At 73.4% G+C, this 17714-nt stretch carries 6 protein-coding genes; 4 read left to right on the top strand and 2 right to left on the bottom strand.

Annotated elements, in window-relative coordinates:
* From J8N05_RS37260 to J8N05_RS37245, 4 genes are all read left to right on the top strand, one after another.
* The gene (locus tag J8N05_RS37260) at nucleotides 1–1395 is read left to right on the top strand and encodes an MFS transporter (RefSeq protein WP_210891063.1); all 1395 of its coding nucleotides are present in this window, start codon (nucleotides 1–3) and stop codon (nucleotides 1393–1395) included.
* On the top strand, nucleotides 1392–2444 hold the full coding sequence (locus J8N05_RS37255; protein WP_247706846.1) for an L-idonate 5-dehydrogenase: 1053 nt from the start codon (nucleotides 1392–1394) through the stop codon (nucleotides 2442–2444). Before J8N05_RS37260 ends, J8N05_RS37255 begins: the two co-directional genes overlap by 4 nt.
* A gap of 145 nt (nucleotides 2445–2589) precedes the next feature.
* Nucleotides 2590–3660: a sugar kinase gene (locus tag J8N05_RS37250; protein ID WP_247706845.1), complete on the top strand. Its 1071-nt coding sequence runs from the start codon at nucleotides 2590–2592 to the stop codon at nucleotides 3658–3660.
* Between the two features lie 159 nt (nucleotides 3661–3819).
* Nucleotides 3820–4635, top strand: coding sequence for an SAM-dependent methyltransferase (locus J8N05_RS37245; protein WP_210891061.1), 816 nt, complete (start codon nucleotides 3820–3822; stop codon nucleotides 4633–4635).
* Nucleotides 4636–4689: 54 nt separating this feature from the next.
* Here J8N05_RS37245 and J8N05_RS37240 read toward each other — a convergent pair whose 3' ends face one another.
* Both J8N05_RS37240 and J8N05_RS37235 read right to left on the bottom strand, forming a co-directional pair.
* Entirely contained in the window at nucleotides 4690–5610 is a 921-nt protein-coding gene (locus tag J8N05_RS37240) for a helix-turn-helix domain-containing protein (RefSeq protein WP_210891059.1), read from the bottom strand.
* A gap of 90 nt (nucleotides 5611–5700) precedes the next feature.
* Nucleotides 5701–17685 (bottom strand): non-ribosomal peptide synthetase/type I polyketide synthase, encoded by an 11985-nt coding sequence (locus tag J8N05_RS37235; RefSeq protein ID WP_210891057.1) that lies wholly within the window; start codon nucleotides 17683–17685, stop codon nucleotides 5701–5703.
* Nucleotides 17686–17714: the final 29 nt, after the last annotated feature.

Below are 17714 nucleotides of genomic sequence, written 5' to 3'. Positions count from 1 at the left end.
ATGAAGGACAGCGTCATAGCCGCTCAGCAGACGCCTTCCGCCCGGCGCAGCACCCGCGATCTCACCCGCGCCGCCGTCTCGGGCTGGCTCGGTACGGCCATGGAGTTCATGGACTTCCAGCTCTACTCGCTGGCCGCCGCGATCGTCTTCAACAAGATCTTCTTCCCGGACGTCAGCCCGGCCATCGGACTCATCGCCGCGATGGCCACCTACGGTGTCGGATACGTGGCCCGGCTCGCCGGAGCCGTCTACTTCGGGCGGATGGGCGACCGGCTCGGCCGCAAGAAGGTCCTGTACATCACCATCCTGCTGATGGGTGCCTCCACCACCCTGATCGGCGCCCTGCCCACGTACGCCACCATCGGCATCCTCGCGCCGATCCTGCTCGTCGCACTGCGCCTGGTGCAGGGCTTCGGCGCGGGCGCCGAGATCGCCGGGGCCACCGTCATGCTGGCCGAGTACGCGCCCGTCAAGCGGCGCGGCCTGATCTCCTCGCTGGTCTCGCTCGGCACGAACTCCGGGACGCTCGCCGCGTCGGGCCTGTGGGCCATCCTGCTCGCCGTGCTCAGCGAGGACCAACTGCTCTCCTGGGGCTGGCGGTTGCCCTTCCTGCTCAGCTTCGGCCTGATGATCTTCGCGGTCTGGGTGCGGCGCAGTCTCAAGGAGAGCCCGGTCTTCGAGGAGCGTCCCGACGTCGTCGACGGTGTGGCGCTGGCCCGTGACGAGGTCGAGTCCGTGATCGCCACCGCCGACGAGCACCAGGGCGGTGTCCTGGCGGCGGGCATCCGGCAGCGCAAGGGCAAGGCGTTCTTCCTCGCACTGGGCCTGCGCTTCGGCCAGGCCGGCAACTCCGGCCTGATGCAGACGTTCCTCGTCGGCTACATCGCCACCAACCTCGCGGTCGGCCGGTCCGTACCGACGGACGCGATCGTGTACGGCTCACTGGCGGGCTTCGCCACCGTGCCGCTGATCGGCCTGCTGGGCGACCGCTTCGGACGCCGCTCGGTCTACCTCGCGCTCTCCGCCCTGACCGTCGTCCTCGCCTTCCCGGTGATGCTCCTCATCACCTCCGGATCGACGCCGGGTGTGATGCTCGGCATGGTCCTCGGCCTGAACGTCGGAGTCCTCGGACTGTTCTCGCTGGAAAGCGTCACGATGGCCGAACTCTTCGGCTCCCGCACCCGGTTCACCCAGCTCGCCCTCTCCAAGGAGATCGGCGGCATCCTCGCCACCGCGATCGGCCCGGTCCTCGCGGCCACGCTCACCGCCGTCACCGACAGCTGGTGGCCCATCGCCGCCATGCTCATCGTCTACTCGCTCATCACCTTCGTCAGCGCGTACCTCGCCCCCGAGACACGCGGACGCGACCTGGTCCGGCTGGAGGACGCCGTATGAAGACGATCACCCCCCGTATGAGGGCGGTCGTGGTGCACGGCCCCGACGACGTACGCGTCGACGAGCGGGCCCGGCCCGCCCCCGGCGCGGGCGAGGTGCTGCTGGCCGTGGAGTGGGGCGGGATCTGCGGATCCGACATCGCGTACTGGAAGAAGGGGGCGTCCGGCACCGCCTCGCTCGCCCATCCGCTGGTGCTCGGGCACGAGTTCGCGGGCCGGATCGCCGCACTCGGCGACGGAGTCGCCGGGCTGGACGTGGGACAGGCGGTCACCGTCCACCCGGCCAGCCTTGTCGGCGACGGTGTCCTGCCCGAACGGCTCGCCGGCCGGACGAACCTCTACCCGCGCGTCCGCTACTTCGGCTCGGCGGCCTTCGACCCGCACACCGACGGCGGGTTCAGCGAGTACCGGACGGTCGACGCGGCCCAGATCCGGCCGCTGCCGGCCGGCGTGAGCACCGAACAGGGCGCCCTCGCCGAGCCGTTGGCCGTCGCGCTGCACGCCGTCGGCCGGGTCCCGGAGCTGCGCGGCCGTACGGTCCTGGTCAACGGCTGCGGTCCGATCGGCTCGCTCGTCGTCGCCGCGGCCCGGTACCGCGGGGCGGGCCGGGTGATCGCCGCGGACCTGTCGCCGTCCTCGCTCGCCGTCGCCCGCGCCATGGGCGCCGACGAGACACGCGACCTCTCCGCAGGTGAGAAGCTGCCCGAGGACGTGGACGTGGTCTTCGAGGCGTCCGGCGCCCCGGCCGCGCTCGGCCCCGTACTGCGGGCCACCGCCCGCGGCGGCACCCTCGTCCAGGTCGGCAACCTGCCCGGTACGGCCGTGGCGGCGGCCCTCGGCGACCTGGTGACCCGGGAGATCACCTGGATCGGCTCGTACCGCTTCGTCGAGGAGATCGACGACGCGCTGCGCGCACTCGGGGACGGTCTGGACGTGACCCCGCTGATCACGCACCGCTTCCCGCTGGAACGGGCCGAGGAGGCGCTCGCCGTCGCCGCCGACCCGGGCAGCGGAAGCAGCAAGGTCATGCTGCGGCTGCGCGCCGCCTGAACCGTCGAACCATGGGCCCCGTCCGCCGCGGCCGACCCCTTCCAACCCTCTCCAACCCTCTCCAACCCCCCTCTTGGACCCTTCCCGCGCCTTCCAGCCTCTCGCCGCTTTCCCCGCCACGCCCGCCATCCGCCAGGAGAAGCCCGTGTCCCTGCCGCCCCCTCCCCGCGCCGCCGACCGTCATGAGCGGGCGGCCGACGTCATGTGCGTCGGCGAGACGATGGCCGTTCTCGGTCCGCCGGACCCAGGCCCGCTCGCCGAGCAGTCCCTGCTGAGCATGGCCGTCGGCGGTGCCGAGTCCAACGTCGCCTGCGGACTGGCCGGACTCGGGCGCCGGGCCGCCTGGCTGAGCCGCCTCGGCGACGACCCGTTCGGCAGCCGGATCCTGGCCGAACTGACCGCGCGCGGCGTGGACGTGAGCGCCGTGGAGACCGACCCGGAGCGCCCGACCGGCGTTTACTTCAAGGACCCGGCCCCTGACCCGGAAGCCGGTCCCGGCCACACCCGTACGTACTACTACCGGGGCGGTTCCGCGGCGTCCGCGATGGGGCCTGACCTGGCCCGGCACCCCGCGCTCCGCCGGGCCCGGATCCTGCATCTGTCGGGGGTCGCCGCGGCCCTCTCCGAGAGCTGTGCGCGGCTGCTGGAGGCGCTCCTCGTCGGCCGGGACGACCATGCCGGGTCCGGTCCGCTCGTCTCCTTCGACGTGAACCACCGCCCCGCCCTCTGGCGTCGGGGAGGGCACGACTCCCCGGCCGCCGCGCGGAGTCTGCTGGCGCTCGCCCGCGCCGCGGACATCGTGTTCGTCGGCCGGGACGAGGCCGAGGAGCTGTGGGGCACCGCCCGCCCGGACGACATCGCGGAACTGCTCGCGCCCGCACCCGCCGTGGTCGTCAAGGACGCCGAGCACGGAGCTACCTCGTACGTCGCCGACTCGTCAGGCGCGGCCTCGTACGCCGGCCGTCTGCGGACGTTCGTGCCCTCGCTGCCCACCAAGGTGGTCGAACCGGTCGGCGCCGGCGACGCGTTCGCGGCTGGCTATCTGACGGGAGTGCTGGAGGAGCGCGACGAACGCTCCAGGCTGCGCCTCGGCCATCTGGCTGCCGCCGCCGCGCTGCGGACCCGGGACGACGTGCCCGACATGCCGTCGCGTACGGAGACCGACCGCTGCCTCGCCCTGGACGAGGACGCGTGGGCCGCCACGGCCCGCCGCTGAGAAGACACCGAATGAGCCAACGAGTGGCCGAACAGGGTGCGTTGGGGCCTGCGTTGCACATGGGCCGAGGCGTGAGGAATAACGTGGGCGCCCACGACCGGCGTTCGCCGGTTCCGTGATCCGCACCCCGCCCACGCATACGTACGCACAGGAGCGTCCATGACTGACCAGGCAGAGAACTCGGAGCCGGAGGCGCTCGCCAGGATCGACACCTCCGTGCCGCAGTCGGCCCGGATCTGGAACTACTGGCTGGGCGGGAAGGACAACTACGAAGTCGACCGCGTGGCCGGCGACGCGTTCCGTGCCGTCTTCCCCGGGATCGAGACCGGAGCGCGGGCCGCCCGGTACTTCCTCGCCCGCGCCGTCCGTCATCTGGCCGCCGAGGAGGGCATCCGGCAGTTCCTGGACATCGGCACCGGACTGCCCAACGTGGACAACACCCACCAGATCGCCCAGCGGGTGGCGCCCGAGAGCCGGATCGTCTACGTCGACAACGACAAGCTGGTCCTGGCGCACGCCCGGGCGCTGCTCACCAGTACACCGGAAGGCGTCACCAACTACGTCGACGCCGATCTGCGCGATCCGGGCACGATCGTGCGGGAAGCCGCCAAGACGCTCGACTTCGACCGGCCGGTCGCTCTCATGCTGATGGGCATCCTGGGCCACATCGAGGACTACGACGAGGCACGCGCGATCGTGCGGCAGCTGGTGGACGCGCTGCCGCCCGGCAGCTACCTCGTGCAGTACGACAGCACCGACACCAGCAAGGCGTACGTCGAGGCCATCCAGCAGTACAACGAGGGCGGCTCGATCCCGTACATCCTGCGCAGCCCCGAGCGGATCGAGGGCTTCTTCGAGGGTCTGGAGCTGCTGGAACCGGGTGTGGCGTCGTGCTCGCGCTGGCGTCCCGACACCGAGGCCCTGGGGCTGCCCGCAGAGGTGCACCAGTACGGCGGTGTCGGCCTCAAGCGCTGAGACGGGCCTGTCGGCCGGCGTACGTCGGCCGACAGGACAGGCCCACCGGCGAGGTCAGGTCTCCTGGAGGATCCGGTGGAGGATCGTGGGCGTCTCCTCCGGTGAGTCCGCTTCGAGCCCCAGGCGGTTCAGGACGTCCCAGTAGCGCTCGATCTCGGCAGGCTTGTCGGGATAGAGAGCACTGGCCAGCTGTTCGAGGCAGACCACGTCGGGCAGTTGACCGCCGGGCAGGCGCAGGACGGTGACCGGACCGCCCTCGGCGGCGTAACCGCCCGCGAGGAACGGGATGATCTGGACGGTGACCTGCGGGAGCCGGCACATCTCGATGAGATGCCTGAGCTGGGCGCGCATCGTGTCGGTGCCGCCCACCGGGCGCCGGAGCGCCGCCTCGTCGATCACGGCCCACAGCTGGGCGGGCGGCTCACGGTGCAGAACCCGCCGGCGCTCCGTGCGCAGCGTGACGCGCCGCTCGATCTCCTGCGCGTCCGCGTCCGGGTGGCCGAGCCGGATGGAGGCGCGCGCGTAGGCGGGGGTCTGCAGGAGGGCGGGTACGCGCTGGACCTCGAAGCAGCGGATGACGCTCGCCGCCTGTTCGGCCCCCAGGTAGGTCTGCAGCCACGGGGGCACCACATCGCTGTAGTACTGCCACCAGGCGGGGGTGTTGGCCTCTTCGGCCAACGCCAGCAAGGTGCCGCGCTCGGCCTCGTCCGTCACTCCGTAGTGCGTGAGCAGATCGGCCACGTCACGCAGCTTGCACCCGTGCCGGCCGGCCTCCAGGCGGCTGATCTTCGACCGGGAGGCGCGGATGACATGCCCCGCGGCCTCACGGGAGATCTCCTTCTCCTCCCGCAGCGCGCGCAACCGCGCGCCGAGCAGCAGGCGTGGCATCACGGGACCGGCCGACTGGCCGTCCGGAACTCTGCGGTCGGAGACACCGCTGTCGAACGGTGAACCTACGGCCTCTGTGGTGCCCATGGGCAGTCTCCCTGCGCTGAACGCAACTCTGCGCGCATCCGAACACTGTGCCCACCCATCTTAGGGGCTGTCCTGTACATGATCTTGAAATCAGGAGTCGGCTCCTGCCTCGCGCGCACCTGCCAGGGGGTCCGGCCCGACGGTGTGGCCGAGCAGGTGCAGCGGGCCCGCTGTCACGCCCGCCCGTTCGGTGGCCTCCCAGTAGGCGCGGGCCGCCGCTTCGTCCACCAGCCCGTGCACCAGGGGTAGTTGGGGTTCGGCCGCGTGCAGGAGGGATTCCGTGCGGCAGGAGGCGAGGGTTCCCTCCAGCCAGGGCTGGGCCAGGTATCCGGCCGCCGCCGCTGCCGGCAGGCCTTCGGCGATCTCGCGGCCGAGGTCGCCGAGGTGCAGGAGCCCGCCGCCCAGAACGAGTACGTCCCGGCGTTCCCGCATCCGGGCCACCGCCCGCCCGGTGTCGAAGCAGTGCGGGAAGGAGTCGTCGACCACGATGGTGCCGGGTGCCAGCCGGTCCACGTCCAGGAGCGTGTGGGTGCTGCTCACCGCCGTGACCACCAGATCGGCCTCGTAGACGGCGTCGGGCAGCGCGGACCGGGACTCCGCCACCTCCACCTCGTCGGCCCGGCCGTTCTCCTTCAGCCGTCGTGCGAGCTGCCGCAACCGTGGTCCGCTGCCGGGCGCGTCGCAGAGCAGCAGGCGCCGTGGCGGGCGGGTGGCCCGGGTGAGCAGCAGGTCCAGGGAGGACGTGCCGATCGAGCCCAGTCCGACGAAGGCGACATCGAGGTCCGCGAGGTCCTGTCCGGTGGCGTCGAGTGCCGCGTGCACGGTCCGGACGACCGACACGACGGTCGCCGCGTGCCCGGTCGTCACGGCGGCCGATCCCGGTCCGAGGTTCGCGGACCGCAGTACGTCGAAGCCGTAGCCGGTCAGCGAGGGGATCATGCCGGCCAGGGAGACGCACCGGGCTCCGAGCGAGGAGGCGAGCGAGACCGCGCGGGCGGTGTGCGCGACGAGTTCGGGGTCCCGGCCGAGTTCGTCGGAGAAGAGAGGCACACAGACGAAGCCCGACCCGCCCAGCGGTGTGCGGACCGTCTCCAGCAGGCGTGGGGCGTTGCCGGGGAACAGCATCGCGCGCAGGTCTTCCCGTTCCAGGACGTCCTCGGGCAGTCCTGCCAGCCGGGCGAGATGGCCGGGGGCGGGCAGATAGCCGACCAGGGCGGCGTCCATCGTCTCCCGGGGCGGGCGTGGCGGGCGGCCCTTGTCGCGTGGGCCCGTATCGCGTGGGCTCACGGCATGTGCGAGCCGTTCCCGGAGCGCCCCTGCGAAGTCCTCCAGCGCCGACGGGGAGAAGGCCGCGGCGGACCCCCGTACCGTCACACGCAGTCCGGTGCCTTCCGGGCGTGCGGCCAGGAACACGTCCGTCGCCGACGACGGCGGCGCGAACGCGCTGTCCCGGTCGTCCCACGACGCCGTCAACGACTGCCCGTGCGGGGCGGCGAGGACGGAGAAGTCGAGGTAGGTGAAGAAGAACTGCGAGGTCAGGGGCAGTCCGTCGGCGTTGCGGGGCACGATGTCCTCGTGCGTGCGCGCCTGTTCGGCCTCGGTGACGATCCGTCGCAGGGCGGCGCCGAAGTCCTCCCCGTGTGCGGCCGCGGGCCGGACGGGAACCGCGTTGGCGAACGGACCGAAGATCCGGTGCGCGTCGAGGGTCAGGCCCCCGTCGCGGCCGCTCACCGCCAGACCGACGATCAGGTCCGCCCGACCCGTGACCTGTGTCAACTGCTGGTGGTACGCGGTCAGCAGCGGCGCGTACAGGGTGGCCCCCGCCTCCGCCGCGAGCGCCCGCAGCGCCGCCGTCCGCCCGGCGTCGAGGACGAACCCCGCCGACACGAAGTCCGTACCGTCGTCGGCCGTACCGTCGCCCTTCTCGGCGGTGCGCAGAACGGGCTGACGGTAGGGCGCGTCGACCCGCGCCCGGCGCTCCGCCGCACCCGGCGCGGCGCGGGTCTCCGGCTCTGCGCGGATCTCCGGCTCGGCCGACAGCAGGGCGTGGTCACGGAAGGTCGCGCGGGGCGCGGCCGGTTCGGGAGTGTGGCCCGCGGCCAACTGGTCGTAGACCGCGGTCAGTTCCTGTACGAGGAGGGCGGCGCTGTATCCGTCCCCGATGAGGTGGTGTGCGTGGACGAGGAGGACGTGTTCGTGCTCCGTGAGGGTGAGGACCCGCAGCCGGAGCAGCGGCCAGGCCCATGGTTCGAAGCGCCGCCGCGCCTCGGCCGCCGTGCGGTCGTCCACCTCGGCGGGGTCGGTGAGGGTCTCGAAGGCCACCGGCAGACGCAGGGAGGGCGGGAGCTCCTGCTGGACGGGCGGCCGGGCACCGGCGGGGAAGACGGTACGCAGCATGCCGTGCCGTTCCACCAGCAGGTCCACCGCCGCCTGGAACACCTCCGGGTCCAGCGGGCCGGACAGCCGCAGCCGCGCGGGCCAGGAACCGCCTCCACCGGGTGAGAGGGCCTCGGCGAGGAGGAAACCGCGCTGGGCAGGTGTGACGGGGAAGGGCGCCGCGTGGTCCGCGGGCGCGGTCGCCGCCCGTGCGTGGGGCTGCTCCGCCGCTGTCACGTCCACCGCGGCGGCCAGCCTCGCGAGGGTCCGGTTGTCGTAGATCACCGTAGGTCGGGGCAGCTGCGTCCTGCCCTCGCCGAGCCGGGCGAACACCTGGAGGACGAGCAGCGAGTCGCCGCCCAGGTCGAAGAAGTCATCCTCGCGGGAGACGGCATCGACCTCCAGCAACTCGGCCCAGATGGCGGCCAGTTGCAGTTCGGTGGGGGTGGCGGGGAGCGTACTCCCGCCGGAGGCCGCCACCGGCGCCGAGGAAGGGTCGCCCAGCGCACGGCGGTCGATCTTGCCGGTGCCGCTGAGGGGCAGTCGGTCCATCACCGTGATCCGCGCCGGGACCATGTACGGCGGCAACAGACCGGCCAAGTGGCGGCGTACGTCCGGAGGTTCGGGCTGTCCGGCGCCCGGCCGGGCGGTGACGAACGCCAGCAGCCGCCCCTCGCGTGCGACCACCGACGCCTGCGCGATGCCGGGATGCGTCTGGAGGGCCGCCTCGACCTCTCCGGTCTCCACCCGGTTGCCGCGGATCTTCACCTGGTCGTCGGTCCGCCCGAGGAACTCCAGAACGCCGTCCGCGCGCAACCGGACCCGGTCTCCGCTGCGGTACCAGCGACGTCCGTCCCGCACGGTGAACGCCTGCGCGGTCACATCGGGTTGGCCCAGATAGCCGGGTGTCAGCCCGACTCCCGCGATGAGCAGTTCACCCGGTTCCTCCGGGCGGCAGGGCGTCCCGTCGGGGCCGACCACCGCCACGTCGGTGCCGGTCACCGGCCGTCCGATCGGCAGGATCTGCACGTCGTCGGCCGGACGCGTGGTGATGAGGTGGCAGGTGGCGTTGACGGTCGTCTCGGTGGGGCCGTACAGGTTGGCGATGCGCTGTCCGTCGCCGAACAGGTCGAACCACCGGCGTACGTGAGCGGCGGACAGGGCTTCCCCGCCCACATGCACCCAGCGCAGCGCCGACAGGTCCGGCCGCCCCGCTCCCCGCCGTACCCGCTCCTCGGCGGCCGACAGCAGTTGCTCCCACAGCGTCGGTACGGAGCTCCACACGGTGATCCGCGTCCGTTCCGCGTACGCCAGCAGCAGCTCGGGATCCCGCAGCAGCCCCCGCGGTACGGTCACCACGGTGCCGCCGACCAGCAGGGGTGCGAGCAGTTGGCGTACCGAGGCGTCGAAGCACGGCGACGCGGTCTGCGCGAGGCGGTCGTCGGGGCCGTAGCCGAACGTCCCGATGGCCCAGTCGAGGTAGTTCTCCATCGCCCGGTGGGTGATGGGCACGGCCTTGGGGCGGCCGGTGGAGCCCGAGGTGAAGATGACGTACGCGATCGCGTCGGGGTCCGGGGCGGGTGCGGGGACGGGCGCCGCGGTGTCGGTCCGCGGGTCGGGCGAGCCGTCGGCGCGTACCGCGCGCACTCCGTCGTCGCCGAGCGACTTCGCGACCCGCAGGGTCGGTTCGTGGCACACCACGGTGGAGACGTCCGCGCGCTCCACCTGGTCCGCCAGCCGGGCGGTCGGGTACGTCGCGTCCAGCGGGACCCAGCCGGCCCCGGCACGCAGGATGCCGACCACGCCGATCACGGTGTCCGGGCCGGGCTCGGTGAGCAGCCCGACCAGGTCACCGGCTCGTACGCCGTCGGCGCGCAGCCGGTCCGCCAGGAGCCGGGAGGCGCGGTCGAGCGCCGCGTAGGTGAGGGTCGTGCCGTCGGCCGCCACGGCGGTCGCGTCGGGCGTGGCACGGAACCGGCGCAGCAGTCGGGCGACCACACCGTGCGGTTCGTCGGTCGTGCGGGGGGACTCGGGGAACGGCGTGCACAGGGCGGCCAGTTCGTCGCGGTACTCCCGGTCCAGCCGTGCGACCGTCCGCGGTTCGAAGAGCGGCAGTGGGAAGTTCCACGACAGGCGCAGCGTCGATCCGTCCGCCCAGCACAGCAGACTCAGCCGGGTCGCCGCCGAGCCGGTGCCGGCCGCGTCGGCCCGTACCTCGACCGGGCAGTCGGCCGCCATGCGTGCCGGGAAGCGGGCGAAGCTGAAGCCCGCCGGGCTCGCCGTACGGGGGCCTCCGCCGGGCAGGAGCGCGGCCAGGTCGAGGCTGCTCAGCCCGGAGTGCTGCTCGCTCTCCAGCCAGCTGCGGCGCAGCCGTCGTGCCAGCTCGACGACCGGTTCGCCGGGGGTCGTGGTGCAGAGCAGGGGGAGGGTGTCGGCGAGCGGGCCGATGAGCCGGTCCACGTCGGGGAAGCGTTCCTCGCGGCGGGCGCGGGCCACGTTGACCGCGATGTCCCGCTGCCCGGTCCACCGCGACAGGCAGCGCGCATAGGCGGCGAGCAGCAGGTGGAACAGGGACACGTCGTGCGCGGCGGCCAGCCGTTCCAGGCGGGCGGTGACGGTCGTGTCGAGCGAGCCGTGGTGCTGCACGAGCGGGCCCGACGGGGGTGCGTCGGGATCGCCGTCGTAGGGCAGCCGCAGCCGATCGCCCCGCGAGGCCAGGCGCTCGGTCCAGTAGCGACGGTCGGCGTCCGAGGCGGTGGTGTCCCAGGAGCGGGTGGTACGGGCGTACCGCGCGAAGCTCGGCGCGTCCGGCGTCGGCCGCGGGTGTTCTCCCCGCCACAGCGCGGTGTACGAGGCCCACAGTTCCTCGGCCAGGACGTTCAGGCTGTATCCGTCCGCCGCCGCATGGTGGACCACCAGCAGCAGATGCGCGACTCCAACTTCCTGACGGAGCAGCAGCGCCCGTACGGGCGGCTCGGCCGTCAGGTCGAAGGGCTGGTTGCACAGAGCCGTTTCGAGGTCGGCCACCTGCTCGGCGGCGCAGTCGCGGACCTCGTACCAGGTCGACAGCGCAGCGGCCGGAGCCAGCCGCTGCACGGGACCTGTCGATCCCGTGCCCGGATCGTCGATCCGCAGCCGCAGCATGCCGTGCCGTTCGGCCAGGCCGGCCAGCGCCCGCCCGAGCACATGCGTGTCCAGGGGACCGCGGACCGTCATCCGCAGATGGCCGCGGGCCGGGACACCGGGATGCAGCCGACTGCTGGTGTGCAGGGCCAGCTGTACGGGGGTCAGCGGGAAGGGGATGTGGTCCGCGCTGGGTGGTGGCGCGGACGTCTCTGTCTCCGTCGCCGTCTCTGTCGCTGCCGGGGCGCCGTCCGCGTCCAGGTGCGCGGCCAGTTCCCGTACCGTCCGGTACTCGAAGAAGAGCGTGGCGGGCAAGGAACGGCCCGTCCTGCGTTCGAGTCGCTTGACCAGGTCGACCGCGCCCAGCGAGTCCAGTCCCAGGGACAGGAACGGTGCGTCGTCGTCGACACCGGACACCGGGACGCCCAGCGACTGCGCCAGCAGCTCCCGCAGCACCGGGGCGGTGCCGGACAGGGGCGTGACGGTGTCGACCTCGGGACGCGGCTCGCGCAGTGGTTCGCGCGTACCCGGTGCTGGGATGCGGTGCAGGGGGACGCGGTGCAGTGGGTCGCGCGATGGCTCCGGCCGGTCTGTCGTCCGGTCGGTGAGGACCAGTTGGGCCTGGTCGGTGCCGCACGCGGTCCGCAGTGCCGCCAGCGCCGGTGCGGTCGCCAGGGGTCGGCCCCCCTCGTCGGGGAGGGCGTCGGCGGCGAACGCGGCGGCGAGACCGGTCTCGGCGAACGGCCCGAAGTTCACCGACAGCCACGCCCGCCCCGCCTGCCGCTCGGCACCCGCGAACGAGTCGAGGAACGCGTTGGCGGCAGCGTAGGCACCAAGTGCCCCGGCCAGGCCCGGCAGTACCGAGGAGACGGAGGAGAACGCCACGCACACCCCGGGACTGCGTCCGTGCCGGGTCAGGGCCTCGGACAACAGCACGGTGCCGAGCGTCTTCGCGCCCAGCGCCTCCATCGTCTCCTGCACCTTGGTCCCGCGCAGACTGCCGGGACGCACCACCCCGGCCGCGTGGAAGACGGCGTCCGGCGCGGGCAGTCCGGCGATCAGCGCCTCGACGTCGTCCCGCGAGGTGAGGTCGGCCCGGTGGTAGCGGGCGTCGGCGCCGAGTCCGGCGAGCTCTTCCAGCAGGCCCACCGGCGGTTGCGGGGAACGGCCCGTGAGCAGCAGGACCGGTCGGCCGCGCCCGGCGAGGTCCCGGGCGAGGGCGGAGCCGAGGCCCCCGGCGCCGCCCGTGATGAGGAAGGTGCCGTCGGCGGGCAGCCGGTCATCGATGCCGGAAGGTTCCGCCGTTCGCGGGGTGACGGTCCGTACCAGCCGCTGTCCGTCCCGCCAGGCGACGGCGCCGGCCGCCTGGGGTGCCGTCACCTCGGCGAGGAGGGCTTGCAATCGCTGTTCGGTGTCGTCGAGGGAGGAGAGGTCGACCCAGTTGGCGACCGCTCCGGCGGACTCCGACGGCACGGCCGACGTCAGACCGCCCAGTACCGCCTGGACCGGGTTCGGCCGTTCGCGGCCGTGCCCGGTGGCCTGCGCGTCCTCGGTCACCACGAGCAGACGGCCGGCCCCGGTCAGGTCGAACAGCGTCAGCGCCTCGTGGAACGCCGCGACCAGTTCGCGCTGGATCCGCTCGATCCCGGTGGACGTGCCACGAGCGGCGGGCCCGGCCAGCAGGACCACCGCCTGCGGGCGGGCTTCGGGGGCCGCGCTCGTCTGCACGCCCTGGTTCGCGAGGCGCCGGGTGAGGTCGTACACGGCCGTCGAGTCGGGGCCGGTCACCAGCACCGGTCCGCGCGCGTTCCACGGCGGCAGGGGCGCCTCCTGCCAGGTGACGCGGTGCAGCAGGCCGGGCCGCGCCGCCTCGGGCCAGTGACGGCGCCGCTGGTAGGGGTAGGGCGGCAGCGGAACCCGCCGACGGCCCGCGCTGTCGAACGGTTCCGTACGGTCCAGTGACGCGCCGCGCGCCCACAGGTGTGCCGTCGTCTCCAGCAACTCGCGCGCCCCGCCCGGGGCTTCGCCCTGCCGTGCTCCGGAACGCTCCGGCCCCACGGGCGCGGAGATCACGAGGATGTCCCTGCCGGAGCCGTTCCTGCCGGAGCCGTCCCTGCCGGAGCCGTTCCGGTCCACCGGCTCCCGCGCGGCGGCGGTCGCCCGTACGAGACCGGCGAGCTCGTCCCGCGACCCCAGTTCCACGAACGTGTCGTAGCCCTCGTCGAGCAGCCGGGTCACGGCCCGCCCGAACAGCACCGGCCGCAGGGCGTGTTCGCGCAGATGATCCGGGTCCAGGCGCGGCTGCCATTCGGCGGTGAGCGTGCTCAGCACCGGGAATTCGGGATCTGTGATCTTCAACTGGCGCGCTGCGGTGGCCAGTTCGGTGGCGATCGGCGCCATCAGCGGTGAGTGGAAGGCGCGCGACACCTCCAGTACGCGTACGGAGGCGCCTCCCGCGGAGAGTTCCCGTGCGGCCCGCTCGACCTCGTCGGTGCTGCCGGAGAGCACCAGCCTGCCGGGGCCGTTGTACGCGGCGACCGCGAGCTCCTCGGGGCCCGCCGCGATCAGCGCCGCCACCTGCTGCTCGTCGGCTCCGCGCACCGCCGCCATCGCGCCCGGCGGGGTCGACGCTCCCATGAGCCGTCCGCGTTCCGCCGCGAAGGCGAGCGTGTCGGCGAACGACAGTGCTCCGCCGGCGCAGGCGGCGGTGAGTTCGCCGACGCTGTGTCCGACGACCGCGTCCGGTCGTACGCCCCAAGCACGCAACTGCCGGGCGACCGCGACCCCGTGGGCCACCAGCAGCGGCTGCGCCACCTCCGTCGCCGCCTGGGCCCGCGGGTCCACCTCGGGGTCGACGCACCAAGCGGTCAACTCCCGCCCGTGCACCGGGCCGACGTGGGCCGATGCCTCGTCGAGCGTGGCGCGGTACACCGCTGCCGTCGCGTACAGGGCACGGCCCTGCCCCGGTCGCAGAGAGCCCTGGCCGGGGAACACGAAGACGGTCCGCAGCCGGTTCGCCACCGTCCCGCCGACCACGCCCGGCAGCCGGTCGCCACCGGGAGCCGTGGCAGCGGCCAGACGTTCCCGCAGGTCACCCTCGGCCACGACGGCGAGGCGGTACGCACCCTCGTCGCGGGCCATGGCCGCCGCCCGGCACACGTCACCCTCGTCCGACTCCGGGTGCGCGCGCAGATGACCGACGAGACGGGACGCCCACGCGTCCAGCCCGGCCGCGCTGTTCGCCGACAGGGTCAGCAGGTGCGGGCCACCGCCCTCGGCCGGCTCGTGCGCGGTGCGGGGCGGTGCCTGTTCCAGCACGGCGTGCGCGTTCGTGCCGCCGAAGCCGAAGGCGTTGACACCGGCCCTGCGGGGACCGGCCGACCACCATGTGTCCGCCTCGGTGACCGGCGCGAATCCGGACCGTGCGACGGCGGGCGACGGCGGCGAGTGGTGCAGGGAGGCGGGCAGTCGGCCGTGCTGCAGTGCCAGCACCACTTTGACCAGGGAGGGCAGGGCGGCCGAGTTCAGCAAGTGCCCGACGTTCGTCTTCACCGAGCCCAGCAGCCGTGGTCGGCCGTCCGCGCGCGGCGGGAAGGCGTGGGCCAGGGAACGCAGTTCGACGGGGTCCCCGACGGCCGTGCCCGTCCCGTGCGCCTCGACATACGTCACCGTTGCCGGATCGACGCCGCAGACCTCGTACGCGCGCGTGATCACCTCGCGCTGGCGCAGCGGGTTGGGTGCCATCAGGCTCAGTGAGGTGCCGTCGTTGTTGACGGCGGTGCCGCGGACGAGGGCGAGGACGTCGTCGCCGTCCCGGTGGGCGTCCCGCGGGCGCCGCAGCACGAGGGCCGCGCCTCCCTCGCCGGGTACGAACCCGTCGGCGGCCGTGCTGAAGGCGCGGCTGCGGCCGGTGGGGGAGAGGGCCTGGGCGGCTTCCAGGGCCTCGTAACCGTCTGGGGTGAGGTGCAGGTTGACTCCGCCGACCACGGCGAGGTCGCACTCGCCGTCCGCGAGGCTGCGGCGGGCCAGATGCAGCGCGACCAGTCCCGATGAGCAGGCGGTGTCCACGGCGAGGGCCGGGCCGTCCAGGTCGAGGCAGTGCGAGACGCGGGCGGCGACGAGGTTGGGGAGGTTGCCCGTCAGCGCCGTCGCGGACGAGGCGAGGCCGGGGGAGAGGCCGGCGAGGACCTGGCGGTAGCCGCTGTCCCCGACCGCGGCGAAGACGCCGACCCGCAGGCCGCGTCGGCGGGGTCCGGCGTAACCGGCGCGTTCCAGGGCCTCGTGGGCCAGTTCGAGGAAGATCCGGGCCTGCGGGTCCAGTGTGCGGGCCTCCTCGTCGCCGATGCCGAAGTGGGCGGCGTCGAAGGCGGCCGGGTCGTCGAGGAAGGCGCCCCAGCGGTCCGGCCGTACGGTGCCGACGGGGCCATCGGCGCCCCAACGGTCCTGCGGCACCTCCGTGACGACGTCACGACCGGCCGTCAGCAGCTCCCAGAACTCCTCCGGCGTGCTCGCGCCGGGGAAGCGGCAGGCCATCGCGACGACCGCCGTCGCCGCCGACGCGTCACCCGGCGAGAGCGGAACCGACGGCTCGTCCGTGGGCGGCTCGTGCGCGGCGGTGGTCTCTGCCGCCGCCCCCAGCAGGTGGTCGGTGAGCGCCGCGACGGTGTCGTGGCGCATCACGGCCGGCCCCAGCGTGGCCCCCAGCGCCTCCTCCAGCCGGGCCAGCGCCTCCATGGCCTTCAGCGAGGTGCCGCCCAGCTCGGAGAAACGGTCCCCGTCTCCGAAGGACGCCTCCGGCAGACCCAGTGCCCGGGCCCAGGCACCGCGCACCATCTGCCGCACGGCGTCGTACGAGCGGGGTGGCGCGGGGGACGCGGAGGGCACAGAGGGCGCGGGGACTCGGACGGCTGCCAGGATCTCGCGGGCCAGGGGCGAGGACGATGCCGCGGGCCGGTACGCGCCCTCCTCGAACCGGGCCCGCATCCGCTGCCGTTGCAGCTTGCCGCTCGTGGTGCGCGGGAACACCGACGGCGGCAGCGCGAGTACACGTACGTCGTCGTGCCCCAGCGCGGTACGGATCCGGCGCGCGACCCCGTCCAGCACCTCGGCGGCCCCGCGTGGCGGCCGGGCCCAGGGCACGAAGACCACCACCCGCTCGCCGCCGGTCACCGGGTCCGTCGAGCCGATCACCGCCGGGCTGCCCGGCGGCAGTCCGGGGCTCGCGCCCACGACCTCCTCCATGTCCGGGGCGTGGAAGGTACGGCCGTTGAGGAAGAGGACGTCCTTGTGACGGCCGGTGACGCACAGCCGGCCGTCCCGCAGGAACCCCAGGTCCCCGGTCCGCAGCCATCCGTCCTCGGCGAAGGACAGCGCCGTCGTCTCCGGCAGCCGGTGGTAGCCACGGGCGAGCTGCGGGCCCCGCACCTCGATGTGACCCACCCGCCGGTCGCCCAACGGCCGACGGGCGTCGTCGGTGATCCGGACGGAACAGCCCGGCACGGGCGGGCCGACGTCCATCACCTCCACGACGTCACCACCCGGCTCGCGCTCGACGACCATGCCCCGGGCGAGTGCGGCCCGCTCCAGAGCGACGGGCACCGCCACCTCGCCCACCGGCGGGAACGTGACGGCCAAGGTCGCCTCGGCCAACCCGTACACGGGTGTCGCCGCCCGCGGATCCAGCCGGGCGGGACGCATTCTGGCGGCGAAGTCCCGCCACACCGTCGCGGAGATCGGTTCGGCCCCTACCAGGATCAGCCGTACGGGACTCAGGTCGAGCCCGGCGAGTACGTCGTCGGGGACGCGCCGGACGGTCAGCGCGAGCGCGAAGTTGGCGGCCGACAGGACCGTGCCCCGGTGCCTGGCGGTCACCTCCAGCCACAGGCGCGGGTTCTTCGCGAACGACAGCGGACCGATCTTCACCTGCTTCGTCCGCGAGGCCAGCGGTGCCAGATGGGTGCCGATGAGACCCATGTCGTGGAAGTACGGCATCCAGCTGACGAGGACGTCCTGCTCGGACAGGGCCGAGACGGCGACTATCTGCCGCAGGTTGGCCACCACGGCGGCGTGGGTCAGCTCCACGCCCTTGGGCGCGCCGGTGCTGCCGGACGAGAACTGCAGGAACGCCAGGTCGTCGGGCGCGGGCTCCGCGGGCGCGGCCGGAGCGGAGCACTTCCCCAGCGTCTCCAGCCGCAAGACCTCGACAGGGCCCGGCAGTTCGCCGGCCAGTTCCGCGCAGGCCGCGTCCACCAGGACGGGCGGGCGCCCGAGGTGCTCCCACACCGGCCCGACCCGCCGTGCGTCGGGCGCGAGCGGCACCGGTACAAGACCGGCCGCCAGCGCACCCCAGAACATCGGCTGGAAATCCTCGCTGCGGTCCGCGAGCAGCGGCACACAGGTGCCCGGGGCGACTCCCGCCGCACGGAGGCCGCCCGCGACCCGCAGGGACTCTTCGAGGAGCTGCCGGAAGGTGACGGCCACTTCACCGCCGTCGCCGCGGACGTGGACGACGACTTGTCCAGGTGCCCGGTGGGCGGCGTCCAGCAGCACGTCCAGGAGCGTTTCAGGAGGAGTCATGAGTCCGTTCGTTCGTGCGTGGGCGAGCT

Origin of the sequence: Streptomyces liliiviolaceus (genome assembly GCF_018070025.1) — a bacterium.
Classification (GTDB): Bacteria; Actinomycetota; Actinomycetes; order Streptomycetales; family Streptomycetaceae; genus Streptomyces; species Streptomyces liliiviolaceus.
The sequence above is the reverse complement of the archived record's forward strand: the minus strand, read 5'-3'. Positions and strand labels throughout refer to the sequence as shown.